The 21,592-nt window shown below is 69.8% G+C and carries 21 protein-coding genes; 13 read left to right on the top strand and 8 right to left on the bottom strand.

The features are described from left to right. Positions 1-92: 92 nt before the first annotated feature. The 3 genes from LZ199_RS41895 to LZ199_RS41905 all read right to left on the bottom strand — a co-directional run bounded on the left by LZ199_RS41895 (position 93) and on the right by LZ199_RS41905 (position 2,710). Complete coding sequence (locus LZ199_RS41895) at positions 93-1,616, bottom strand: MBL fold metallo-hydrolase (protein WP_253999417.1); 1,524 nt, start codon at positions 1,614-1,616, stop codon at positions 93-95. Between the two features lie 107 nt (positions 1,617-1,723). Then, entirely contained in the window at positions 1,724-2,431 is a 708-nt protein-coding gene (locus tag LZ199_RS41900; RefSeq protein WP_253999418.1) for a hypothetical protein, read from the bottom strand. A gap of 60 nt (positions 2,432-2,491) precedes the next feature. After that, positions 2,492-2,710: a hypothetical protein gene (locus tag LZ199_RS41905; protein WP_253999419.1), complete on the bottom strand. Its 219-nt coding sequence runs from the start codon at positions 2,708-2,710 to the stop codon at positions 2,492-2,494. A gap of 97 nt (positions 2,711-2,807) precedes the next feature. Here LZ199_RS41905 and LZ199_RS41910 point away from each other — a divergent pair, with 97 nt between their 5' ends. Continuing rightward, positions 2,808-3,482, top strand: coding sequence for an SOS response-associated peptidase (locus LZ199_RS41910; RefSeq protein ID WP_176434039.1), 675 nt, complete (start codon positions 2,808-2,810; stop codon positions 3,480-3,482). A 4-nt stretch (positions 3,483-3,486) separates the two neighbouring features. Here the strand turns inward: LZ199_RS41910 and LZ199_RS41915 are convergent, their stop codons facing one another. Further along, positions 3,487-3,876, bottom strand: a complete 390-nt coding sequence (locus LZ199_RS41915; RefSeq protein WP_253999420.1) for a DoxX family protein — start codon at positions 3,874-3,876, stop codon at positions 3,487-3,489. 136 nt (positions 3,877-4,012) lie between these two features. Between LZ199_RS41915 and LZ199_RS41920 the strand changes: the two genes are divergently transcribed. Next, the gene (locus LZ199_RS41920) at positions 4,013-5,425 is read left to right on the top strand and encodes a neprosin family prolyl endopeptidase (RefSeq protein WP_253999421.1); all 1,413 of its coding nucleotides are present in this window, start codon (positions 4,013-4,015) and stop codon (positions 5,423-5,425) included. 241 nt (positions 5,426-5,666) lie between these two features. Further along, a complete protein-coding gene (locus tag LZ199_RS41925) occupies positions 5,667-5,981 on the top strand; it encodes a hypothetical protein (RefSeq protein WP_253999422.1) in 315 nt (104 codons plus the stop codon). 38 nt (positions 5,982-6,019) lie between these two features. Here the strand turns inward: LZ199_RS41925 and LZ199_RS41930 are convergent, their stop codons facing one another. Then, positions 6,020-7,534, bottom strand: coding sequence for an Hsp70 family protein (locus LZ199_RS41930; RefSeq protein WP_253999423.1), 1,515 nt, complete (start codon positions 7,532-7,534; stop codon positions 6,020-6,022). 120 nt (positions 7,535-7,654) lie between these two features. Continuing rightward, positions 7,655-8,227, bottom strand: coding sequence for a helix-turn-helix domain-containing protein (locus LZ199_RS41935; RefSeq protein ID WP_253999424.1), 573 nt, complete (start codon positions 8,225-8,227; stop codon positions 7,655-7,657). Positions 8,228-8,274: 47 nt separating this feature from the next. Between LZ199_RS41935 and LZ199_RS41940 the strand changes: the two genes are divergently transcribed. Both LZ199_RS41940 and LZ199_RS41945 read left to right on the top strand, forming a co-directional pair. After that, on the top strand, positions 8,275-8,967 hold the full coding sequence (locus tag LZ199_RS41940; protein WP_253999425.1) for an AzlC family ABC transporter permease: 693 nt from the start codon (positions 8,275-8,277) through the stop codon (positions 8,965-8,967). Further along, positions 8,964-9,272 carry an AzlD domain-containing protein gene (locus LZ199_RS41945; protein WP_253999426.1) on the top strand — a complete coding sequence of 103 codons (309 nt, stop codon included), beginning with the start codon at positions 8,964-8,966 and terminating at the stop codon, positions 9,270-9,272. Before LZ199_RS41940 ends, LZ199_RS41945 begins: the two co-directional genes overlap by 4 nt. 51 nt (positions 9,273-9,323) lie before the next feature. On the opposite strand, the gene LZ199_RS41950 is transcribed toward LZ199_RS41945, so the two are convergent. Then, positions 9,324-9,587 (bottom strand): hypothetical protein, encoded by a 264-nt coding sequence (locus tag LZ199_RS41950; RefSeq protein WP_253999427.1) that lies wholly within the window; start codon positions 9,585-9,587, stop codon positions 9,324-9,326. Between the two features lie 219 nt (positions 9,588-9,806). Here LZ199_RS41950 and LZ199_RS41955 point away from each other — a divergent pair, with 219 nt between their 5' ends. Together LZ199_RS41955 and LZ199_RS41960 are read left to right on the top strand one after the other, a co-directional pair. Next, a complete protein-coding gene (locus LZ199_RS41955; protein WP_253999428.1) occupies positions 9,807-11,213 on the top strand; it encodes a hypothetical protein in 1,407 nt (468 codons plus the stop codon). A 193-nt stretch (positions 11,214-11,406) separates the two neighbouring features. Next, positions 11,407-11,904: a hypothetical protein gene (locus LZ199_RS41960; RefSeq protein WP_253999429.1), complete on the top strand. Its 498-nt coding sequence runs from the start codon at positions 11,407-11,409 to the stop codon at positions 11,902-11,904. A gap of 15 nt (positions 11,905-11,919) precedes the next feature. On the opposite strand, the gene LZ199_RS41965 is transcribed toward LZ199_RS41960, so the two are convergent. Beyond that, positions 11,920-13,419, bottom strand: a complete 1,500-nt coding sequence (locus LZ199_RS41965) for a sigma-54-dependent transcriptional regulator (protein WP_253999430.1) — start codon at positions 13,417-13,419, stop codon at positions 11,920-11,922. Between the two features lie 220 nt (positions 13,420-13,639). On the opposite strand from LZ199_RS41965, the gene LZ199_RS41970 reads away from it, so the two are divergent. Genes LZ199_RS41970 through LZ199_RS41995 form a run of 6 tightly spaced genes read left to right on the top strand, consistent with a single transcriptional unit; the run spans position 13,640 to position 21,565 of the window. Next, positions 13,640-14,392 (top strand): OmpA family protein, encoded by a 753-nt coding sequence (locus tag LZ199_RS41970; RefSeq protein WP_323390297.1) that lies wholly within the window; start codon positions 13,640-13,642, stop codon positions 14,390-14,392. Between the two features lie 27 nt (positions 14,393-14,419). After that, positions 14,420-14,854 carry a chemotaxis protein CheW gene (locus LZ199_RS41975; RefSeq protein WP_253999432.1) on the top strand — a complete coding sequence of 145 codons (435 nt, stop codon included), beginning with the start codon at positions 14,420-14,422 and terminating at the stop codon, positions 14,852-14,854. A gap of 3 nt (positions 14,855-14,857) precedes the next feature. After that, positions 14,858-15,232, top strand: a complete 375-nt coding sequence (locus tag LZ199_RS41980; RefSeq protein WP_253999433.1) for a protein CrdC — start codon at positions 14,858-14,860, stop codon at positions 15,230-15,232. Beyond that, positions 15,229-17,019, top strand: coding sequence for a methyl-accepting chemotaxis protein (locus LZ199_RS41985; protein ID WP_253999434.1), 1,791 nt, complete (start codon positions 15,229-15,231; stop codon positions 17,017-17,019). Before LZ199_RS41980 ends, LZ199_RS41985 begins: the two co-directional genes overlap by 4 nt. Further along, on the top strand, positions 17,016-18,833 hold the full coding sequence (locus LZ199_RS41990) for a methyl-accepting chemotaxis protein (RefSeq protein ID WP_253999435.1): 1,818 nt from the start codon (positions 17,016-17,018) through the stop codon (positions 18,831-18,833). The genes LZ199_RS41985 and LZ199_RS41990 overlap by 4 nt, the downstream gene beginning before the upstream one ends. Next, positions 18,830-21,565: a response regulator gene (locus LZ199_RS41995; RefSeq protein WP_253999436.1), complete on the top strand. Its 2,736-nt coding sequence runs from the start codon at positions 18,830-18,832 to the stop codon at positions 21,563-21,565. The genes LZ199_RS41990 and LZ199_RS41995 overlap by 4 nt, the downstream gene beginning before the upstream one ends. Positions 21,566-21,592 lie beyond the last annotated feature (27 nt).

Consider the following 21,592-nt stretch of genomic DNA (forward strand, 5'->3'; position numbering starts at 1 on the left):
TCGCGGGCCTGAAGGAAGGAGCGGGCACGTCTGGCCGGTTCGCCTGAACCCGCTGAGGAGTGGACGGGGCCACACGTGCCGAGCGGAGCGCGTCAGGGCGCGGGAGCCCGGGCCTTCTCCACGGCGGTCGTGAGGCTTGACCACTCGCTGGCACTCAAGTGCATGCCAAAGACGCGGGCCACCTCCAGCTTCTCGCGCGCCGCCACGTCCACTGTCTCGTCGACCTGCTGCACGTTGAAGAACGAGCCGTCCGGCCGCGGCTGCACCAGGTCGCTGGTGTACAGGAGGCGATGTTCAGGGAACCAGACGAAGAGCATGCGCTCTCCTGTCTCGGTGCGCACCGGCACCAGCTCCAGGCGATTCTTCCCCGAGCCCAGCGTGGTGCGTGTGCCCACGGGCCGAACCATCGCGGAGCGCGGCGACTTCGCGAGCGCATCCGGAGTGAGGGTGCGGGGCGACTTCAACAGCCGCTCCACCAGCGGACGGTTGAGGTCCAGCACATGGAGGGGCATTCCGCGAGCGACGTACTCCCGCAGTCCGCCGATGTGCGGCCACGCATCACTGGTGGACACCACGGCCTTCACCTTCACGCCCGGGAAGCGCCGCTGGGCTTCGTCCAGCACCCGTGAGGAGTAACCCGAGGACAACGGTGCCTCGATGATGACCAGGCCGTCGTCCTGCTTCACGAGCGCCACGTCCCAGGCGCCGGGCAGGTGCACCACGCCGGGGACCAGCTCGACGGCGGGGCGGTCCGGCCGACCCAGGGGAGCGGTCTCCGCCGTCATCTTGCTCCGCGTCGCGAAACCCTTGCGCACGTCCTCCGGGATGACGAAGTCCGACTCGGCCAGCGCGGGCTCCAGCTCCAGCCGCGTCACCGTGAAGGAGTGATAGGCGTTGCCGTTGCGCTCCCATTCCCAGTGTCGCGGGTAGCGCAGACCGCCGGACTCCAGGGACCACGACTGGAAGGACAGCCGCGTGCGCACGTCACCCCAGACGCTCCAGAAGAAGTCTCCGGGGTGCGCGTCCACGGTCTCCACCTGTGTGGGCAGTCCGGTGCGGGCATTGAGGAACAGCTTCGCCGTCGCGCGCCCGTGGTGGAACGTCACCACATGGTGGGGCACGTCCTGCAACACGGTGTCGGGAGCGGAGCGCAGGTCGGTCGCCGCCAGCGCGGTCAGGAGGACCCGCTCGGGAGCGAAGTCGAGGCGCTCCTCCATGTCCTGGAGCTGCGCGGCGCCAGCGGGAAACAGCTTGCCGCCGCGCTCCATGGCGACGACGCCATCGGCCAGCACCAGCGTCACGGCCTGCCACGTGTCGAGGCCGCCCGCGCCCCGGCCCTCCGTCTTCTGTCGAAGCCGGCGCAGGCGCAGGTCCCGCACCTCCTCGAGCTGCTCGTACGAGACGAGCCAGGGTGGGGTGGGGCGCTCGGATTGCTCCAGCAGGTTCCAGTGGCCGATGCCGTGGAGTCGCAGGCTGGAGAGGGACCGCAGCCGGGCTTCACCGCCCATGGCCTCCAGGGCGGCCTGGACGCGGGGCCGCGCGGAGTCCTCGGCGGAGCGCGCGGTGGGAGCGAAGAGGAGGGTGACGAGCACGAGCGATAACGGAAGTCTTCTCATGCTCGCCAGCATGTCGCCGCGCGCCTCGCCCTTTCCGGGGCGTGCAGGCAATGGCCAGGAACGCGCGGCGAATGGTGGGCCCGGTGCGGCGAACGGCGAAGGGAGCTTCAGTCTCCGGAGACGGCGAGCTGCCAGTCACCCGTCTTGCTGATGCCCACGCGCAGTCCGACATAGGCATCGTCGAAGGCCTCCTGCATGCCCTTCAACTCCTCGTCGGAATAGATGCCGGTGAGGGCCTTGCGGTCCTGCGGAGTCTTGAGCCCCGTGACGTGAAGCCAGGGCCAGTAATAGATGTCCCCCTGCTTCGCATAGGGCAGCTCCAGCACCTGGACGATGCGCGCGAGGACGGGCTCACCCTGGGCCTCCTGCTCCTTCCAGTAGGCCACCGCGTCGTCCCCGTCCCCGAAGGAGAAGCGCACGCTCTTGCCTTTCTCGTCGACCAGCTTCGCCAGCTCCGCGTAGTCGCAGGCCCTGGCGGCGGCCATGATTCGGTTGCGCATGCTCTCCACGGCCTTGGGCGGAGGCGGGGGACCTCCGGTGGCCGCCGGCCGGACTGGCACGCCCATCGCCGAGCACTTCGCGGTGCTCGCGTCCGAGGGCCCGGTGCCGCCCGCCATTGTTCCGGAGTCCGGGGTTCCCACCGCTTCGACAACGGCTGGAGTGGGGGCGGCGGGGGGAGGCGCGACGACGGGCGCCTGGGCTTCCACGCGAGGCGCGGATGGGCTCGCCTCCGCGTCAGGGGACTGCTTGGAGGAGCGTTCCGTGCAGGCGACGAGCGAGGCGGCACAGAGGGACAGGAGCGCGAACCGGTTCATGACCCGCCTATGTAGACCAGGGGCGGCGGGCGAGGTGCCGGTTTCAGCGCGCCGCGTCGCTCAGGTGCCGCCTTCTGGTGACTCGATGACGACGGCGAAGGGGTCGAAGGGCTTGTCGCTCTTCTTCCTCGTGGCCGTGTTGGGCATGCCGTACTCGCCGGTGGGGTGCGTCGGGCGCACGGACGTATACGGGTCGATCTTCACCGGGATGCCAAACACCTTCGGATTCTTCTTCGTCTCCGACGGTCCGCCGAAGCTCGAACGGTTGTCATCGCTCATTCCCTGGAGTCTACCGCGTAGGCCGGCCGGTTGCTTCCAGGGCGGCCCTTCACGGACTGCTTGGGTCTCGCCGTGGACAGGGAGATACTCCGGGCCCATGTGCGGCCGTGTCACCGTTCGGACTTCTCCAGACCAGCTCGTGGTGGAGCTGGGGCTCGCGGGCATTCGCGCGGCGGTGGACCGCCCGCGCTTCAACCTGGCACCCACGCAGTTGATGCCCGTGGTGCCAAATGACGGAGCGCGGATGTTGGATGCGTTCCGGTGGGGGCTCATCCCCTCGTGGGCGAAGGACGCGAGCATCGGCAACAAGCTCATCAACGCGCGGGGCGAGACGGTGGCGGAGAAGCCCAGCTTCCGCAGCGCGCTCAAGCGTCGGCGCTGTCTGGTGGTGGTGGACGGCTGGTACGAGTGGAAGCAGTCCACGAAGCCGAAGACGCCCTTCCTCTTCCACCGCGAGGACGGCAAGCCCCTGGCGCTCGCGGGGCTGTGGGAGGAGTGGACGGCGCCGGACACGGGTGAGGTGTTGCGCACGTGCACCATCATCACCACGGGCCCCAACGCGCTGATGGCGCCCATCCATGACCGGATGCCCGTCATCCTGTCGCCACAAGCGCAGGAAGTGTGGCTGCGTCCGGAGCCCCAAGAGGCGGCGGTGTTGTTGCCGCTGCTGGTGCCCGCCGTCGACGGCGGGATGGAGGCCTACGAAGTCTCGCGCGTGGTCAACATCCCCACGAACGACGTGCCCGCGTGCGTGGAGCGCGTGGCCGCGTAGCGCGTTACGCCTTGCGCCGCACGCGCGCGTCCAGGCTCCACGGCCCTCCGCCGATGAGGGCCACCGCCACCATCACCGTGAGATAGAGCAGCGCCAGCTCCATGCGGCCAAACGGGTCCGCGCGGTGGCGGAACAGCGCCACCAGCATCGTGAAGCCCGCGAACAACGCCGCCGGCCGAGTGAAGAGGCCCACCGCCACGAGCACCCCACCCACCAGCTCCGCCAACGACGCGCACCACGCGAAGAAGAGCGGAAAGGGAAACCCCAGCTCCGCCACGCCCGCGGCGAACTTGGACATGTCCCCGGTGACTTTCGCGAACCCGTGTCCCAGCGCCAGTACAATTCCAAACACCACGCGAATCAGCGTCCAGCCCAACGCCATTCTTCCGACCATGCCGTAGTCCTCCCCTGCGTTGCCGCATCCTCGCATGATGAAGTCGTGGCTCGAACCGAAGGATTTCCAGCGAGACGTTCATTCCCTGTCCTGCTGCGAATCGCAGCGGACGAGCCACGAGCAAGAGGGGCGACATATGCGTGAGCAGCGAAAGTCGTCGTACGTCCAGAACCGGGGGATGCGATGGGGAGTTGTGTCCTGGCTGTGTCTGGGCGCGGTGGGGTGTGGCGGAGTCGCCGGGCCCGAAGCCACCGGCGCCGAGCCGTCGTCGTCCGCGTCCGCGGGGCTGGTGGAGCGCGTGCGCGATTCGGCGGAGCTGGCGAAGATGAAGGACTACGTCGACTCGCTCTACGACGCGAAGTCCGTGGTGCACCGCTTCACCAGCCAGGGCGGTGATGGCATCGACTGCGTGCCGCTGTACGCACAGCCCGCGCTGCGGCAGCCCGGCATGGAGCACCACCGCATCCAGCTCGCGCCGGGAACCGAGCCCGTGTCTCCCGAGCGCCTCGTTGCGTCTCCCACCGCGCCCGAGGCGAAGTGGCGGGCCCAGCCCGCGACGCTGGAGGGCCTGGAGACCGCGCCGGATGACCTGGACGCCACGGGTGCGCTGCGCCGCTGCCCGGAGGGCTCCGTGCCCATCGTCCGACTGACGCTCGACACGCTCAAGCGCTTCGAGTCGCTGGACGACTTCCGTCAGAAGGTCCCCGGCCACCTGCGCGGCAACGCCTCGGTGGAGACCGAAAAGCTGCGCTCGCTGGGGTACGCCACGCCGTCCGTGCGCGCCGGCCCCACGGACCTGCACCAGTACGCGCACGCTTCCCAGGGCGTGGCCAACATGGGCGCGGAGGCCTTCTTCAACGTCTGGAGCCCGTACACGGAGCTGTCCAACGAGTTCAGCCTGTCGCAGATGTGGGTCGTCCGTGGCTCGGGCTCGACGCTGGAGACGGTGGAGGCCGGCTGGCAGAAGTACCGGGACCTCTACGGGGATGACCGAGCGCGCCTCTTCATCTACTTCACGCCCGACAACTACGGCAGCGGCGGTTGCTACAACCTGAGCTGCGGCGCGTTCGTCCAGGTGAACAACACCGTCACCATTGGCGGCGGCTTCAACCAGTACAGCGTCTTCAACGGCCCGCAGTACGAGTTCAAGCTGATGTGGTTCAAGGATGGCACCACCGGCGCCTGGTGGCTGAAGTTCCAGGACATCTGGGTGGGCTACTACCCGCGCACGCGCTTCGACGCCGCGGGGTTGATGGACCGGGCCGACGTCATCGACTTCGGCGGTGAAATCATCGACAACCGCAATGGCAACCTCCACACGTCCACGGACATGGGCAGCGGCTCCTACCCGGGGCAGGGCTTCTCCTTCTCCGCCTATACGCGCAACATGCTCTACGTGGACACCGCCAACACCTACCGGGAGCCCGCGTCGCTGGGCGCCTGGCGCAATGACAGCAACTGCTACGACATCATCCAGGGCAACAACCCGGGTGGCTGGGGCCGGTACTTCTACTTCGGCGGCCCTGGCTACAACGCCAACTGCACGTAGTCGCCACACCTCGTGACTCAGGCGGGGAGCGGGCGCCAGGCGTGCCCGCTCCCCGCGCTCGCTGCTCCGTCGCAGGGAGTCGGGGCAGGGGCGCGGGCCATGGCTGGCCCAGCGCGCGCGTCGAGGTCAGCTTGAAGACTGGATGGGGGCCTCCTCTCACCGTGTCGGCCGGGCGAAGGGGCTCGGGCTCGCCTGGTGGTCAGGGTGGAGCCGAGCGGGGAGCCTCCGGAACGGGAGCGCCATGCAGACCGAGAACCCAATCCTGGACCTGGACAAGGTGGACGAGGCGGTGAGTGGACGCATCGTCGAGGCAGGGCCGGACCACCTCACGGTCCACGACACCGGCGCGGGAGAGGACCTCACGCTGCGCATCGACGACCGCACCACCTACGCCTGGACGGACTCGAGCAAGCGGGGGCAGTTGACTGACGAGGCCGAGGTCCGGGTGGGCTACTTCATCGCCGGAGGCGTGCACACGGCCGCCGAAATCATCGTGATGGACCCGGGAGCTGGCGAGTCCATCGCCGAGGAGACGCTGCCTGACCAGTACCAGTGAGCCGCACCAGGCGTCCTCCGGAAGGCCGCCCCCGTGCGCTACGAGGCGCGCTTGGGGGCGCGCAGGTCGGTGATGGGCAGCGGGTGACGCGTGCCATGGGGCGAGACGAGGGCCGCGTTGAGGACGAAGTCCTGGCCCATGCGCAGCTCCAGGGTGGTGGGCCCCTTGTGCGTGGTGCGCCAGTCCAGGTCGATTCGCACGGTGCCGAGCAGCTCGCGGTCCACCGTGGTGGTGTCGAGCGACTCGAAGAGGGCGACGGAGATGGGGCCGGGGATGAGCGGCAGCTCCAGCGTGACGGACTTCGTAGCGGGCACGGGGGTGTTGGCGGGGATGACCTCGTGCTGCGCGCCGCCGGGCACCATGATGCCGATGGGCATGGGGACCACGTCCGCCAGCCCGCTGATGCCGCGCGCCAGGTTGCGCCCCAGAATCGCCGCGCCCACGGCCACGCCCAGCTCCGGGTTGACCTCCTTCTCCGAGGACAGGCGCTTGAAGTGGGCGAAGCGCTGGCGGATGACGGGCATGCGCGTCTGGCCGCCCACCAGCACCAGCTCGTCCACCTGCTCGGCCTTCAGCTTGGCGCGCTCCAGCACGTCGTCGCACGCGGACGCGGCGCGCTCGATGAGCTGGAACACCATCTCCTCCAGCTGCTTGCGCGTGAGCGTGTAGTCGAAGTCGACGAAGCCGCCGTCCTTCTGGGCGATGCAGGGCACGCGCAGCACGGTGGAGTCCTTCGCGCTGAGCATCATCTTCGCGGACTCGGCGGCGAACACCAGCCGCTGCATCACCACCTGGTTGCCGCGCAGGTCGATGCCGTGCTGGCGCTGGAAGTCCGTCACCAGCATCTCGACGATGCGCTCATCGAAGTTGGCGCCACCCAGGAACGCGTCACCGCCGGTGGCCAGCACCTTCACCACGCGGTTCTGCACCGCGAGCAGCGTGGCGTCGAACGTGCCGCCGCCCAGGTCGAACACCATCACCGTCTGCTCGGGGTTTCGCAGGTTGGCGTAGTACAGCGCCGCCGCCGTGGGCTCGTTGACGATGGCGCGCACCTGGAGCCCGCACTGCTGGGCGGCCTGTCGCACCGCCTCGCGCTGGCGGATGCTGGCGTGCGCGGGCACGGTGAGCACGCACTCGCGGAAGGGCTCCCCGGCCGTGTGGGTCGCCAGCGTGAGCATCTGCCGGATGACCAGCTGGGTGACGTCCGTCAGCGACGTCTGCTTCCCGTACATCGTCACCGCGGTGTAGCCGTCCGGGGCCTCCACCAGCTCGAAGGCGTACTTGTCCTTGTGCTGCGTCACGTACTCGGACTGGAAGCGGCGGCCCAGGAAGCGCTTGGCGCCGAAGACGGTGTGCCGTGGGTCGTCGATGATCTGCCGCCGCGCCGCGTGGCCGACGATGGCCTTGTCCGCCGCGTGGAACCACACCACCGAAGGCAGCGTGAAGCTCTTGTCCGTCACGGGCACCAACCGCAGCTTGCCCGCCTTGTCGAAGAAGGCCGCCGAGGTGTTGGTGGTCCCGAAGTCGATTCCGAGGATGGGGGCCGTGCTCATTCTCCTCCGAGTCTCCCATGTCCTGAGCGACGGTTCAGCCCCGGAGAGGTGTTGTTCCCCGGGCGCGCGACTTTTTGTGCCCGCTCGCTGCCATTTCCACCACCCCGGGGGTGGGTGTCCCTAGACATGCTCCATCAGCATGACGGCCACGGTATGAGGTGCGAGCGCCTCGTAGGTGTGGGGCACGTCGCCGGAGAAGGTCGCGTAGTCGCCGGGGCCCAGCTCCACGGAGGCATCGGTGGGGCCCGCGCGCAGGCGGCCCTTGCTGACGACCAGGTGCTCGACGCTGCCGGGGATGTGGGGCTGGGCGTGGCGGGCGGCGCCGGGCTCCAGGTTGATGACGTAGAGGTCCCTGCGCGCGCCGGGAGGGCAGGCGGACAGCATGATGCCGGTGAAGTGGGCCTGCTCGGAGCGGATGGCGGCGCCCTCGCCCGCGCGGATGACGCGCACCTCGCGGGTGGGCGGGTCGACCAGGCGGCTGAAGGGCACGCCCAGGGCCACGGCCAGTGCCCACAGCGTCTCGATGCTGGGGTTGCCGCTACCGGCCTCCAACTGGGACAGCGTGGACTTGGAGATGTTGGCGCGCCGGGCCAGCTCCGACAGCGACACGTCCGCGCGCTCCCGCTCCCGGCGCAGGGCGATGGCGATGGCATCCAGCGGGCTGGGTGGCTTGGGCGTTCGTTTTACCGGCATGGTCGTTCTTATTGACGAACGACAGGCTTCTGTCCACATTGGTGCGCATGGGAAACGTGGATCGCGCCCTCGTCCGGGATGTGGGTGCCGTGGCGCTGGCGTCCGGAGTGGTGGGCGTGTCGTTTGGCGCGCTCGCGGTGGCGGCGGGGCTGTCGGTGTGGATGGCCCTGTTCATGTCGGTGGTGGTGTTCGCGGGGGGCGCGCAGTTCGTCGCGGTGGGCATGGTGGCGGCGGGGGCCACGCCGGTGGCGGCGGTGTTCGCGGGGCTGTTGCTCAACGCGCGGCATCTGCCGTTCGGAATGGCGGTGGCGGACGTGCTGGGGAAGCGGTGGCCCATGCGGTTGTTGGGCGCGCACTTGATGGTGGATGAGTCGGTGGCCTTCGCCCTGGCGCAGCGCGAGCCGGGGCGCAAGCGCGCCGCCTATTGGTTGTGTGGGGGCATGCTGTTCGTGGCGTGGAATATGGGCGTCGTGGTGGGCGGCTGGGCGGGTCGCACGGTGGGCAACCCGGAGCTCCTGGGGCTCGACGCGGCGTTCCCCGCGAGCATGCTCGCGCTGCTGTTGCCGTCGCTGCTTCCGCCCAAGGAGGCGGACGCGTCCGAGGTGGTGAAGCGCAAGGCCACCAAGGGGCGGCGGGTGGCGCTGGTGGGCGCGCTCATCGCCCTGGCGGCGACGCCGTTGTTGCCCGCGGGTGTGCCGGTGTTGCTGTCGATTCTCGCCGTGGGAGTGGCCCTGCGATGACGCTGTTGCCCATTCTGGTGTTGGCGGTAGGGACGTTCGGCTTTCGCATCGCGGGGCCGTTGTTGAGCGAGCGGCTCCAGCTGTCAGCGAGGGTGCAGGAGCTGATGTCCATGGCGACCATCGCGATGCTGGCGGCGCTGGTGGCCACGTCGACGTTGATGGCGCAGGGAGGCTTCGCGGGGTGGGCGCGGCCGGCGGGGGTGTTCGTCGGTGCGCTCTTGGCCTGGCGTCGGCTGCCCTTCATCGCGGTGGTGGTGGCGGCGGCCGTCACCGCGGCGGGACTGCGCCTGCTCGGGGTTCCGTAGCACTGAGAGGAACAGGGCCCGCTCCGGAACAGGGAGCGGGCCGTGAGGCCCTCAGGGACAGGTGCCCTGGTTGTATCGCTTGGGATAGGGCGTCAGGGCCCCGGTGAAGACCGGCTCCGCGCCACACGTGCACTGCATCGTGCCGAGCACCGTCGTATAGGTCTTGTCGTAATACTTGATGAGGTACTGGCTGTCGCAGACGGCCTGCGCGGACACCTCACCCTCGGGCGAGGGGACTTCGGTTCCGCCTTCGTTTCCACCACCGCAGCCGACCAACAGTGCCGCCGCCAGCAATCCTCCGACAATGCCTCGCATGCGTCCTCCAGGAACGGGTCTCAGGTGCGTGTTGCACGTCGAGATTAGGTGATTGAACACGCCACTGAAACCTCGCGGCCGATGACGCGGCGCGCCCCTGGTTTTGCAGACAACCGTGGACGAAACCTTCAGTCTGTCTAGACAGCGAAGCGGTTCGTGAGTGACGAATCAAGCAACCGACCTGGCGCCAGCCGCCGTGAGTCGTGGTAGCTGCGATACATGAGAACGAACGGACGATGGTTCGGATTGACGTTGCTGACGGCAGCCCTCTGCCTCGCGGCCTGTGACTCGGACGACGACACCCCGGGGCCGGATGACGCGGGCGTGGGGGATGCCGGCACGGCGGACGCCGGAGGCTCGGATGCAGGGGCCGACGCTGGCCCCACGGACCCCAGCTCCGAGCAGGGTGACGGCGTCTCTCGCGAGTCCACGGTGGTGGGTGGACACTCGGTGGACCGCTACACGTGGACGGACTCGCGGGGTCGCCCTCGCACGGTGTCGCTGAAGCGGCAGACGTCCGCGGGCAATGGCGGCTATGCCGTCCAGTTGACCTATCAGGTCCAGGCCGGCGCGGACTGGCGCACGGTGACGGTGGATGGCACGGCGGGCGGTGAGAGCGGCTTCGGCTACTTCGTCGGACACGAGCTGTACCGCACGTTCGACAACGGCGCGTCCGGCACCATCGCGGGGCTGCATGGAGAGGATGACTCGCCGCTGGGGTATGGCTTCGCGGTGCAGGGCTCGCACTCGGCCATCCTCCCGGGCTCCACGTCCGCCAGCCACACCTTCACGACGGCCTATCCGAAGTGGGGCACCCGCGTCGCCATGCCGGATGTGACGGCGAATACGCCCGCGGCGCTGGCGGCCCATCAGAAGTTCATGGTGCCCATCACCCTGCGGTGGGTGTTCGAGAAGGGCACGGACTTCCCGCGCCTCGACACCCGGTTGGACCTGGGCGAGGCGGTGGCGGGGCAGCTGTCCTTCGACATGCGCGGGCCCTACGGCGTCGTGGAGTTCGCGGACTCGGACACCCAGGCCCCGCTCAGCAACGTGCAGTGGGGTGACACGCGCAATCACTTCACCACGCAGGCCCCCGTGGCGGGCTCGTTGACGACGCAGGCGAACTGGACGTGGAACGAGCCCATCGGCGCCACGCGCAAGTATCACAGCCTGCTCGCGCGCCACTCGGGCACGGGCGTGCTGTACGAGCTGGGCCTCGTCGAGTTGAAGCTGGGCCAGGACGCGGGGCTCGTATACGGCGGCTACAGCACCAACAACGGCTCGACGAAGGCGGCCACGGGACGGGCGCTGTTGAGCGGGGACTTCTCCGCGGGCGAGTGGCCCTTCCAGTCCGCGCAGTACAGCGGACTCAATCCGAACACGGGCGTGACGGGGAAGAAGTTCGCGTGGGGCTCCAGCCCGTTCTACGGCTCGGCGCTCGCCAGCGTGTACTTCAACAACGACTTCAGCTCGCCCATCAGCGCCTTCCCCGCGAGCAAGGCGCTGCTCTACCGGACCTGCGTGGTGCTGGGCGTCTCACCCTTCACCGACGCGAGCCGGAAGTCCCTGACGCGCACGGTGGCGGAGAGCGCGTCCCCGAGCTGCGCGACGGCCGAGCCGCTCTGAGTCTGGTTGGAAGTCCATCTTCACCAAGGCTGGGGTCCGCAGCCGTCGGGAGTTCATGCCCGGCTCGTGGGGACCTCGGCCGCGCTGGCTCCGGGCGCCATCACCGCCAGGGGCGCCTGATGCGAATCAATCCCAGGCCGGCCAAGGGGCCCCTCCGCACTCAAGCGGGGGGGGGCGATGATAGGCTGAGACCATGAAGACGTTGATGGATTGGCTCATGATTCTCCTGCCATTCGCCGGGCTTGTCTTGCTCTGGGTCGTCTCGATGGTGCGCGAGAATCAGCGAGCCGAAAAGCTATACCAGTTCATCGAGGAGGGCGCGCTGAACGAGGTCCAGTCCATGTTCTCGAAGCAGGCTTTCCCGAACCTGCGAACACTGGTCGTCGCGCGCTCCATCGAAAGAGCCGTTGAAGCAAGACAGCCTGCTGTCCTCGACTATCTCCTGAGCACGGACCTGAAGCTGCTGACGTCTGCTCAGAAGCTCGGTTCGTTCCTCCACGAGCAGTCACTGCGAGGTGGCTGGAGAGGCCTTGTGCTCTGGCGGTTTCGAACCGCGCATCAATTCGAGCCCTGGAGGGATTTGAGCAAGAAGGACAAATCGAAGTTGAGGAACAGGGCCTCTCGCGGCGGTATGGCGGAGGCCTCAAAAGCCCAGCTTCGTCATGAGCTGGGCCGATGGACTGTTTCATGACGGAGGCAACGTGGGTCAGGCCTCGGACGAGCCCCGCCGCAGTCCCAGGGCCTTCATTTTTTTATAGAAATGTCCCCGCTCCAGGTCGAGCAGCCGCGCCGCCTCCGTCACATTGTCGTGAGTGTGGGCAAGCACATACAAGATGATCTCCCGCTCGGCGTCCTCCACCTGTTCGCGGAAGGTCTTGTCGGCCCGGGGCTGGAAGCCCGCCTGGACGGGCGCTGACACTGGGGGAAGGGGAGCCACCAGGGCCGGAGCCGGCGTGCTGGCCGCCGCCACCACGGCCGAATCGACGGTGGGAGGAGGCGGAGCCAGTGCCGCCGTCGCTTCCACCGGAGGAGGCACGCCACCGCGCCCTCGGGGCAGCAGCTCCAGCGCGTCCGAGCGGGTGACGATGGGGCCTTCGCAGAGGATGGCCAGCCGCTCGACCAGGTTGCGCAGCTCGCGCACGTTGCCTGGATAGTCATAAGCGCTCATCACCGACAGCGCGTCCGGAGACAGCGTCAGCGGGCGGCGCCCGTTCTTCGCGCACGCCTCGCGGAGGAACGTCCCCATGAGGTCCGGCAGGTCCTCGCGCCGCTCGCGCAGGGGCGGCGAGTGAATCTGGACGACGTTGATGCGGTAATACAAATCCTCGCGGAAGCGCCCCGCGGAGATCTCCTTCTCCAGATTCTTGTTCGTCGCCGCGATGACCCGCACGTCCACCTTGAGCGTCTCCGCGCCGCCCACCCGCTCCAGCTCGCCCTCCTGCAGCACGCGCAGGAGCTTGGCCTGCATCGCCGGCGGCATGTCCCCAATCTCGTCGAGGAACAGCGTGCCTTCGTGAGCCAGCTCGAACTTGCCGCGCCGCACGCTCACCGCGCCGGTGAAGGCGCCCTTCTCATGTCCGAACAGTTCGCTTTCAATCAACTCGTGCGGCACCGCCGCGCAGTTGAGCTTCACGAACGGGTTGGCCTTGCGCCGCGAGTTCTGATGCAGCGCCCGGGCGATGAGCTCCTTGCCCGTGCCGTTCTCCCCCGTAATCAGCACCCGCCCTTCGGAGGGCGCCGTGCGCTGGATGAGCGAGAAGATGCGCTGCATGGCCGGGCCGCTGCCCACCATGTCGTAGCGCCCCAACTGCTCGCGCAGCTCGCGCAGTTCCTCCATCGCCGCCTGGTGCTTGAGCACGTTGCGCAGCGCCACGAGCAGCCGCTCCCGGGCGATGGGCTTCTCCAGGAAGTCGCGCGCGCCCAACTGGGTCGCCTTCACCGCCGTGTCGATGGTGCCGTGCCCCGACATCATGATGACGGGCAGCTCCGGCTTGAGCTCCGTGAGCCGGGCCAGCGCCGTCAGCCCATCCATGTCCGGCATCTTCACGTCCATCAACACCGCGTCCACCGGACGCGCGCTCACCACATCGAGCGCCACCTGGCCGCTGGCCGCCAGGTGTGTCTGATACCCCGCAAGCTGTAACGACTGGCTCAGGGTCAGCAGAATGTTCTTCTCGTCATCGACGATGAGGACGGATGCGGGCATGTGGGGCGCTCCCGGCCGGGGGCCACGTCACGCGGCCGCTTCACGGGCAAGGGCCACAATCTCACGGAAATTATTTGGACATTCAAGGGTTTCGGGGCGCGGGGGGGTGTCTCGAAAGGGACAAATGCTTTGACTCACCCTGGTGACTGCGACTACACGCGACCCGAATACCCGCCCCCTGCGGGTGCTTCTTTCGTTTCCAAGATTTTCGGGAGGAATGATGCGTCGGATTTCTCTTTGGGCGGGCCTCGGCCTCGCCATGGCCGTGCTGACCGGCTGCCCCCCCAGCTATCCCAACTGCAATGACGATTCGACCTGCTCGGAGAAGGGCGAGGTTTGCGTCCAGGGTCAGTGCCAGGAGTGCGCCACCGACGCGAACTGCAAGGAGGGCTTCACGTGCCAGGGCAACAAGTGCGCGCCCAAGCCCCCCGAGTGCACGGTGGACAACCAGTGCGGTGATGGCCGCATCTGCGAGGCCGGCAAGTGCGCCGAGGCCCAGTGCAAGGACGACTCCGCGTGCCCCTCCGGCGGCAAGTGCCAGGCGGGCCGCTGCCAGGCCCCCACCGACACCTGCGCGTCCAACTCCGACTGCGGTGAGGGTCAGGAGTGCAGCTCCGGCCGTTGCGTGACGGCCTCCGCCGACAAGTGCGACTGGAGCCCGGTGCGCTTCGGCTTCAACGAGTCCTCCCTGACCTCCGAGGCCCAGCAGCGCCTGTCCGACCTGGCCACGTGCCTGAAGACGGGCCAGCAGGGCAAGCTGACCCTGGCGGGCCACGCCGACGAGCGCGGCACGGAGGAGTACAACCTCCAGCTGTCCAACCGCCGCGCGCAGGCCGTCAAGCGCTACCTGACGGACCTGGGCGTGAAGTCCAACTCGGTGACGACGGTGGGTTACGGTGAGACCCGCCCGGCGAGCAACGCCTCGTCCGAGGACGCCTGGTCCGAGAACCGCCGCGTCGAGTTCCAGCGCTAGTTGAGGCTGGGGTAGGCTGTGCGCCACATGGCCGTCCACGAGCCGGAAGCGCGGCAGTCCTATCTCGTTTTTGCCTGCGGTAGCAGTTGGTACGCGGTACCCGCGGAGAGCGCGGCGGAGGTGGTTACCTTCCCCGAGCTGACGCGGGTACCGGGCGCCCCTGCCCACCTGCTGGGCGTGTTCGCCCACCGAGGAGAGGTCATCCCGGTGGTGGACATGGGCCTGCTGGTGGCGGGGGTCAGCCAGTCCTCGCGGCGGGCCGTGCTGGTGCGGCTGCCGCGTGGCACGCTCGGCCTCACGGCGTCCACGGTGGCGGGTGTGTCCCCGGTGACGGGCGCGCTGGAGCCCCTGGGTTCCGCCGGCGTCCTGGTCCACCTGAGGGGCCCCGCCAAGAGCGGTCCCCGGGATGTGGCCGTCATCGACCCCGAAGGGCTCTTCGACCATCTCAGCCAGGGGGCTTGACCCATGGCTCCAGCCAGTCCCGTCCGGGGCATGCTGTTCTGCCATGCAGGCCCGCATCGGCTCGCCTTCGCCGCGCACGAGGTGCTCGCCATCTCTTCTCCCGGTGAGGAGGCGGACGCAGCCTCCGCCCGGCTGGCGTTCCAGGCGCCGGCGGGCGCCATGCGGGTGCTGGTGGCGGCCTCGGGCGGCGGGGTGGGGGTGGACACGCTCGAAATCGACGCGGAGTCGCACCCAGTGCTGCCGGCGCCCTGTGTGACGGTGCACGCCTCGGGGGGCAGCCTGCGGGGCTTCGTGCTGGCGCGCGGGGTGCTGTGGCCGCTGTTGGGCCTGGCGGACTTCGAGCGCTTCCTGCGGGGCCTTCGGCCGGGGGCGGCATGACGGGGCCTCAGGACGTGCGGGGCCTGGCCCGGTGGCTGGCGCGTCCGGTGGCGCCGGCCAGCTCGGTGGGCATCTCCCTGGCGCTGCTGCATGGCCTGCTCACGGAGGCGCTCCCCGTCGAGTCGTGGATGCGCTTCCTGGGGCTCGTCGTCCTCGTCACGGCGCTGTCGCTGTGGCTCATCCAACTGCACGCCAGGCGCTCGCTGCGGGTGCTGTATGCCGTGGGCGACGGGCGGCTGTCGGCCTCGGTGGAGCATCTCAAGGCGGCGCTGCTGGAGGCGCGGGGCTTTCCCGAGCGGTGTTTCTCCTTCGCGCTCCAGAGCTGGCTGGTGGGCGCGGTGGTGGTGGCGTTCGTCTTCATCCCCTGGGTGGATGCGCCCCTGTCGCTGGGGCCGCGCATCCTGCTGGTGGGCGCGTCGCTCGGCTCGCTGACGGCGCTGCTCATCTACCTCCTGGTGGTGCGCCGCTGCCGGGAGGCGGTGGAGCTCATCGCGGCCCGAGGCCTGTCGCCCATGGAGGTGGTGGCCGCGGCGCCGCCCCGACGGCTGCACATCCGTCGCCGCATGGTGCTCTTCACCGCCATCGCGGTGCTCACGCCGTCGCTGTTCATCCTCGACGCCACGGTCAGCCGCACCTCGCGCGCCATGGACGACGTGGTGCTGGCCCGCTCGCCGCTGGAGCAGGACGAAGCGCTGCGGCGGGCGGATGACGGGCGAGGGCTGGCGGTGGCGGGGCTGGTCGCCATCCTCGTGCTGCTGACCGCGTACCTGGGAGGCACCGTCATCGCGGCGCCGCTGCGCGCCATCACCGAGGACGCCACCCGCATCGCCCAAGGGGACTTGCGCCCCCCGCGAGTCATCGCCGCCGAGGACGAGGTGTGGGCCACCTCCGCCGCCTTCGCGCAGATGCAGGCGCAGCTCGGCCAGGCGCTCACGCAGCTGCGGCGCGCGGGGCTCCAAATCTCCACCACCACGGAGCAACTGGTGGCCACGTCCGGGGAGCAGGAGTCCGGCGCGGACGAGCAGGCCAGCTCGCTCAACGTGACGAGCGCGACGACGGAGGAGCTGGCGCGCTCGGCGCAGCAGATCGCCGGCAACGCGGAGTCGGTGTCCACCATCGCCGAGTCGACGTTCGCCGCCGCGCAGACGGGCCAGCGAGGCGCCGCCGCCTTCCTGGGGGCCATGCAGCGCATGAAGCAGGACAACCAGGCCATCGCGGACGCGGTGGTGCGGTTGAACAAGCGCGTGCAGCAGATTGGCAAGGTGGTGGAGTTCATCAACGAGCTGGCCGACAAGACGGACCTGCTGGCGCTCAACGCGGAGCTGGAGGGCACCAAGGCGGGCGAGGTGGGGCGGGGCTTCTCGCTGGTGGCCGCGGAGATGCGGCGGCTGGCGGAGAACGTCATCCGGTCCACGAAGGCGATTGAGCAGCTCATCGCGGAGATTCGCGACGCCACGCACGCGGCGGTGATGGCGACGGAGGCGGGGCTGAAGGCGATGGACGCGGGCACGGTGCTGGCGGCCGAGGTGGACGAGAGCTTGAGCCTCATCCTGGAGCTGGCGCGGCAGACGTCCCACGCGGTGCGCAGCATCTCCCTGGCCACGCAGCAGCAGCAGACGGGCACCGACCAGCTCGCCGCGGCCATGGGGGACATCCTGCGAGTCACGGAGCAGAACTCGGCGGCCACCAAGCAGATGGCGGTGGCCAACGCGGACCTGTCCACCCTGGCGAGGGACCTCAAGCGCGTGGTGGAGCGCTTCCACGTCGTGGCCGGGGAGGACGCATGAGCGCGCGCGGTGGCCCTCGGCGGGCCTCGTTCAGCCGGCACCTGATGCTTCCGGTGCCCCTGGCCAACCTGATGGGCGCGGCGCTGGGGCTCCACTACGCCCGCCTCACGCTCTCCGACGCGCTGGCCGTGGACGGGCGGCTGTCGCTGCTGCTCCGGCTGGGCGCCTTGCTGTGTGGCGTGGCGATGGCGGTGGGCGCTGCGGCGGCGCTCGGGCGGCTGCGCACGCTGCGCGGGCTGGAGCGGGGTGATATCTCGCCGACGCCGGAGTCCCTGAAGGCGGCGGTGATGGAGGTGACGCGCGCGCCGGATGAGTCCTTCCTGGGCTCGCTGGGGCTGTGGCTGCTCACCACCGTGGGCCTGGGGGCCGCGCTGTGGGGCGCGGGCGGGGCGGACCTGGACATGTCCCGTCGCATCGCCGGGCTGGGGCTGTTGTTTGGCCCCCTGACGGCGCTGCTGGTGCACTGCCTGGTCATTCTGCGCTCGCGCAAGGTGGTGCTGTGGCTGGCCGAGCTGGGCATGACGCACTCGCAGCTCATCGCGGCCATGCCCCGGCGCGCGGAGATCCGCTCGCGACTGGTGGCCTTCGCCTTCATCTCCGTGGTGACGCCGGCGGTGTTGTCGGTGCAGCTCTCGTCGGCGCTGGGAGAGCGGGCGCTGGCCCAACTGGTGGAGCATGGCGCTCCGAGCGCGGAGCTGGCCTCGGCGCTGCGCCTGGAGGCGTTGGCGTCGGGAGGGCCGCTGGTGCTGCTCGTCTTCGGGCTGGGGCTCGCCACGGCGTACCTGGGAGGCACGTTGCTGGGGCGGCCCTTGCGGGAGTTGTCGAGCGAGGCGCGCCGCATCGCAGAGGGCGACCTGGCCAGTCCCCGCGTGGTGCCGGCGGAGGATGAAATCTGGGATGTGTCCGCCGCCTTCACCACGATGCGCGCGCACCTGGCGGATGTGATGTCGCAGTTGCAGCGCGCAGGGGCGCAGATTTCGGCCACCACGGAGGAGATTCTCACCACCTCCGGGCGCTACGAGATGGGGGCCGCGGAGCAGGCCAGCTCGCTGGACCAGACGAGCGCGACGACGGAGGAGCTGGCGCGGTCGGCGCGGCAAATCGCCGAGAACGCGGGCTCGGTGGCGCAGATTGCCCAGCGCACGCTGGGGGCCGCGCAGCAGGGGCAGCGCAGCGCGGAGTCGTTCCTGGGCTCCATGGAGCGCATGAAGCAGGACAACGCCGCGATTGCGTCCGCGGTGGTGCGGCTCAACAAGCGCGTGCAGCAGATTGGCAAGATTGTCGAGTTCATCAACGGCGTGGCCGACAAGTCGGACCTGCTGGCGCTGAACGCGGAGCTGGAGGGGACGAAGGCGGCGGAGGTGGGGCGGGGCTTCTCGCTGGTGGCCGCGGAGATGCGGCGACTGGCGGAGAACGTGCTGGAGTCGACCAAGGAAATCGAGGGGCTCATCGAGGAGGTCCGCGAGGCCTCGGCCGCGGCGGTGTCCGCCACCGAGGGCGGCGTGCGCGCGGTGGAGACGGGGACGACGCTGGCGCAGCAGGTGTCGGAGTCGCTGCGGCAAATCACGAAGCTGGCGGGCAAGACGTCGGACGCGGTGCGCAGCATCTCCCTGGCCACGCAGCAGCAGCAGACGGGCACGGACCAGCTCGCGGAGACGATGGCGGACATCCTCCGAATCACGCAGCAGAGCCTCAACGCCACCAAGCAGGTGAGCACGGCGAACACCGACCTGCTCGTGCTGGCCAGGGACCTGCGCGAAGTGGTGGAGCGGTTCCAGATTGGCCAGGAGACGCTGAGGGAGGAGGGCGGGTGAATCCGAGCGAGCGCCTCCTCAGGCAGTTCCGGGACCTGGTGACGGTGCGCTTGGAGCGCATCAACCGGGCGCTCATGGAGCTGGAGGCGGGGGCGAGCGCGGAGGCGGGGAGAGGCGCTCTGCGAGAGCTGCACGGACTCAAGGGCGAGGCCCGGATGATGGGCTTCGACGACATCAACGTGCTGGTGCACGAGATGGAGGAGCTGGTCCGCTGCACGGAGCCTCGGAGGTATGCGCTGTCGGCGGACTCCACGGACGCGCTGCTCAGCGCCGCCGATGTGGTGCTGCTGCTCTCCGGAGCCCAGCCGTCGACCGAGGTTTCGCCCGAGGTGGGGAGGCTCGTGGTCTGGCTCCAGGCGTGTACCCGGGCGGAGGCGGAGGGGCCGGAGACGAGGGCTGGTTTGTCGGAGGCCGTCGGTCAAGAGTCCATGGTGTCCCGCCGGGTCGACGCGGGCGAGTCGCTGGCCGCACTGGCGCGGGCCACCGCCGTGGCGTCCGAGTTGGCCGCGGGGACGCCGGCTCTGGTGGCGGCGGAGGACAAGGGCGCTGGGGGAACTCGCGGCACTCTCGTGCAGGGCGCTGGAATGGGACGGGTGGGGGCGGGTGCCTCCATCGAGAGCGCGCCCAGGAGCGAAGCCGGCTTCACGACGTCGAGGGGAGGCGGGGCTTCCATCGAGGAACCGCGTCGACGGGAGGAGGACACGGGCGCTCGTGTAGCGAGCGGCGCTCCTTTCGATGGGGAGCCCCGGCGCGGCTCGGGCACGGGGATGTGGCGGGTCAGCAGCGGCACTCCCGTGGAGAGTCCTGCTCGGAGTCCCGTGGGGAGTCTCCTGGCGACAGGCGGAACGCCTGCTTCGTCACGGGCCCGCAACTGGCCCTCCGTGCCTCGCCCGGAAGGGAGCCCCGCCGCGAGCCCCTCTCGAGTCGCCACCGGCGCCTCCAGCACGGGGACCACTCTGGCGACTTCATCCAGCATGGCGCCTCGCGCACCGGGGCAGGGTGGGGCGCAGGGAAGCACCACCGCGGCGCCCCGCCAGGTCGAGATGCGCATGGATGCGGTGCGCATCGACGTGGCCAGCCTGGACCTGTTGACCAGCGCGGTGACCAACCTGGCCCAGGTGGCTCGGCGTCGAGAGCGCGCCAACGCCCGGCGGCTCGCCCTGGCCCGGGAGCTTGGACAACTGGCCCGCGAGGCGGAGGACCTGGGCCCCGCGGCGGCGGCCCTGGTGGCCCGCCTGGGAACCGCCAAGGAGCTGGCCGCCGACCTCCATCGCGAGTCCAAGCTCCTGTCCAACGAGGAGCTTCGGGATTTGGGCCTCGTCGTGGAGGAGGTGCAGGGCCTGCGGATGCTGCCCCTGTCCGTCCTCTTCGAGCCCTACCCGCGCATGGTCCGCGACTTGTCGCGCTCGCTCGGCAAGGAGGTGGAGCTGGTCGTCGACGGTGAGGACACCCGCGCGGACCGGGCCGTGGTGGAAGCCTTGCGCGAGCCGCTGATGCACCTGGTGCGCAACGCCCTGGACCACGGGCTGGAGACTCGGGTGGACCGGGTGACGTCGGGCAAGCACCCTCGGGGCTGCCTCACGCTGCGCGCCGCCCGGGAAGGCAGTCGCATCATCCTCCGCGTCGAGGACGACGGCCTGGGCCTGGACCCCGCCGAGCTGCGCCGGGTCGCCGTGCGCCGGGGCACCCTGGACGAGAGCGCCGCCAACGCGCTCTCTGACGCCGCTGCCCGCGAGCTCATCTTCCTGTCCGGCTTCACCTCGCGCGAGGTCGCCACCGACTTGTCGGGGCGAGGCGTGGGGCTCGACGCCGTGCGCGCCTCCATCCAGGGCCTGGGCGGCGACGTGGGCGTGGAGTCCGCGCCCGGCTGGGGCACCATCTTCGAGCTGCGCGTCCCCGTCTCCCTCACCGTGGCGCCGCTGCTCTTCGTCCAGGTGGGCCAGGAGACGCTCGCGCTGAGCGCCACCCACGTCTCGCGGGCCCTCAAGGTGGAGCCCATCCACCTGTGCGAGGTGGCCGGCCGTCCCTCGCTGCTCGTGGAGGGGCGGGTGCTGCCCCTGGCCTCCCTGGGAGCGCTCCTGGGCCTGGCTCAGGAGCGGGAGGTGCGCGAGGGGGAGCTCGTCCTGGTGGTGCGCAGCCAGAGTGGCGCCGCCGCCGTCGTGGTGGACCGCGTCCTGGAGGAGCGGGTCCAGGCCATCCTCCCCCTGCGCGGGGTGATGGCCCGCTTCGGCCACCTCGCCGGGGCCACGTCCCTGGCCGACGGCCGGCTGGCGATGGTCCTCTCCGCCGCCTGGCTCACCGCCAGCGCCCACGGGACGTCCCCGCTGAAGCTGCCCCGCTCTGCCTCCCCCGGCGCCGAGTCCCGCCGCCGCCGCATCCTCGTCGTGGACGACTCGCCGCTGACTCGGGAGCTCATCTCCAACCTCCTGGAGGCCGTGGGGTACGACACCGTCATGGCCGCTGACGGGGCGGACGCGCTGGACGCCCTGGAAGGGGCGCCGGTGGACCTGGTCGTGACGGACCTGGAGATGCCCGGAATGGACGGCCTGGAGCTGACCCGGCGCCTGAAGGGGCATCCCGCCATGGCCCGGATGCCCGTCGTCATCCTCACCACCCGTGGTGGCGAGGAGGACCGGCGGCGTGGGCTGGCGGCCGGGGCGGACGGCTACATCACCAAGGGAGACCTGGTGCGCCAGGACCTGGTGGATGTGGTGGGTCGTCTCCTGTCCTGAAGGGCCCCCGCTCAACCTCCTGAGGAC

The organism is Myxococcus qinghaiensis (genome assembly GCF_024198215.1).
GTDB classification, from domain to species: domain Bacteria; phylum Myxococcota; class Myxococcia; order Myxococcales; family Myxococcaceae; genus Myxococcus; species Myxococcus qinghaiensis.

What these genes read in the sequence shown, in the direction of transcription:
- LZ199_RS41895 (WP_253999417.1), bottom strand. Translation starts at nt 1,616, where the DNA reads ATGAGAAGACTTCCGTTATCGCTCGTGCTCGTCACCCTCCTCTTCGCT.
- LZ199_RS41900 (WP_253999418.1), bottom strand. Translation starts at nt 2,431, where the DNA reads ATGAACCGGTTCGCGCTCCTGTCCCTCTGTGCCGCCTCGCTCGTCGCC.
- LZ199_RS41905 (WP_253999419.1), bottom strand. Translation starts at nt 2,710, where the DNA reads ATGAGCGATGACAACCGTTCGAGCTTCGGCGGACCGTCGGAGACGAAG.
- LZ199_RS41910 (WP_176434039.1), top strand. Translation starts at nt 2,808, where the DNA reads ATGTGCGGCCGTGTCACCGTTCGGACTTCTCCAGACCAGCTCGTGGTG.
- LZ199_RS41915 (WP_253999420.1), bottom strand. Translation starts at nt 3,876, where the DNA reads ATGGTCGGAAGAATGGCGTTGGGCTGGACGCTGATTCGCGTGGTGTTT.
- LZ199_RS41920 (WP_253999421.1), top strand. Translation starts at nt 4,013, where the DNA reads ATGCGTGAGCAGCGAAAGTCGTCGTACGTCCAGAACCGGGGGATGCGA.
- LZ199_RS41925 (WP_253999422.1), top strand. Translation starts at nt 5,667, where the DNA reads ATGCAGACCGAGAACCCAATCCTGGACCTGGACAAGGTGGACGAGGCG.
- LZ199_RS41930 (WP_253999423.1), bottom strand. Translation starts at nt 7,534, where the DNA reads ATGAGCACGGCCCCCATCCTCGGAATCGACTTCGGGACCACCAACACC.
- LZ199_RS41935 (WP_253999424.1), bottom strand. Translation starts at nt 8,227, where the DNA reads ATGCCGGTAAAACGAACGCCCAAGCCACCCAGCCCGCTGGATGCCATC.
- LZ199_RS41940 (WP_253999425.1), top strand. Translation starts at nt 8,275, where the DNA reads ATGGGAAACGTGGATCGCGCCCTCGTCCGGGATGTGGGTGCCGTGGCG.
- LZ199_RS41945 (WP_253999426.1), top strand. Translation starts at nt 8,964, where the DNA reads ATGACGCTGTTGCCCATTCTGGTGTTGGCGGTAGGGACGTTCGGCTTT.
- LZ199_RS41950 (WP_253999427.1), bottom strand. Translation starts at nt 9,587, where the DNA reads ATGCGAGGCATTGTCGGAGGATTGCTGGCGGCGGCACTGTTGGTCGGC.
- LZ199_RS41955 (WP_253999428.1), top strand. Translation starts at nt 9,807, where the DNA reads ATGAGAACGAACGGACGATGGTTCGGATTGACGTTGCTGACGGCAGCC.
- LZ199_RS41960 (WP_253999429.1), top strand. Translation starts at nt 11,407, where the DNA reads ATGAAGACGTTGATGGATTGGCTCATGATTCTCCTGCCATTCGCCGGG.
- LZ199_RS41965 (WP_253999430.1), bottom strand. Translation starts at nt 13,419, where the DNA reads ATGCCCGCATCCGTCCTCATCGTCGATGACGAGAAGAACATTCTGCTG.
- LZ199_RS41970 (WP_323390297.1), top strand. Translation starts at nt 13,640, where the DNA reads ATGCGTCGGATTTCTCTTTGGGCGGGCCTCGGCCTCGCCATGGCCGTG.
- LZ199_RS41975 (WP_253999432.1), top strand. Translation starts at nt 14,420, where the DNA reads ATGGCCGTCCACGAGCCGGAAGCGCGGCAGTCCTATCTCGTTTTTGCC.
- LZ199_RS41980 (WP_253999433.1), top strand. Translation starts at nt 14,858, where the DNA reads ATGGCTCCAGCCAGTCCCGTCCGGGGCATGCTGTTCTGCCATGCAGGC.
- LZ199_RS41985 (WP_253999434.1), top strand. Translation starts at nt 15,229, where the DNA reads ATGACGGGGCCTCAGGACGTGCGGGGCCTGGCCCGGTGGCTGGCGCGT.
- LZ199_RS41990 (WP_253999435.1), top strand. Translation starts at nt 17,016, where the DNA reads ATGAGCGCGCGCGGTGGCCCTCGGCGGGCCTCGTTCAGCCGGCACCTG.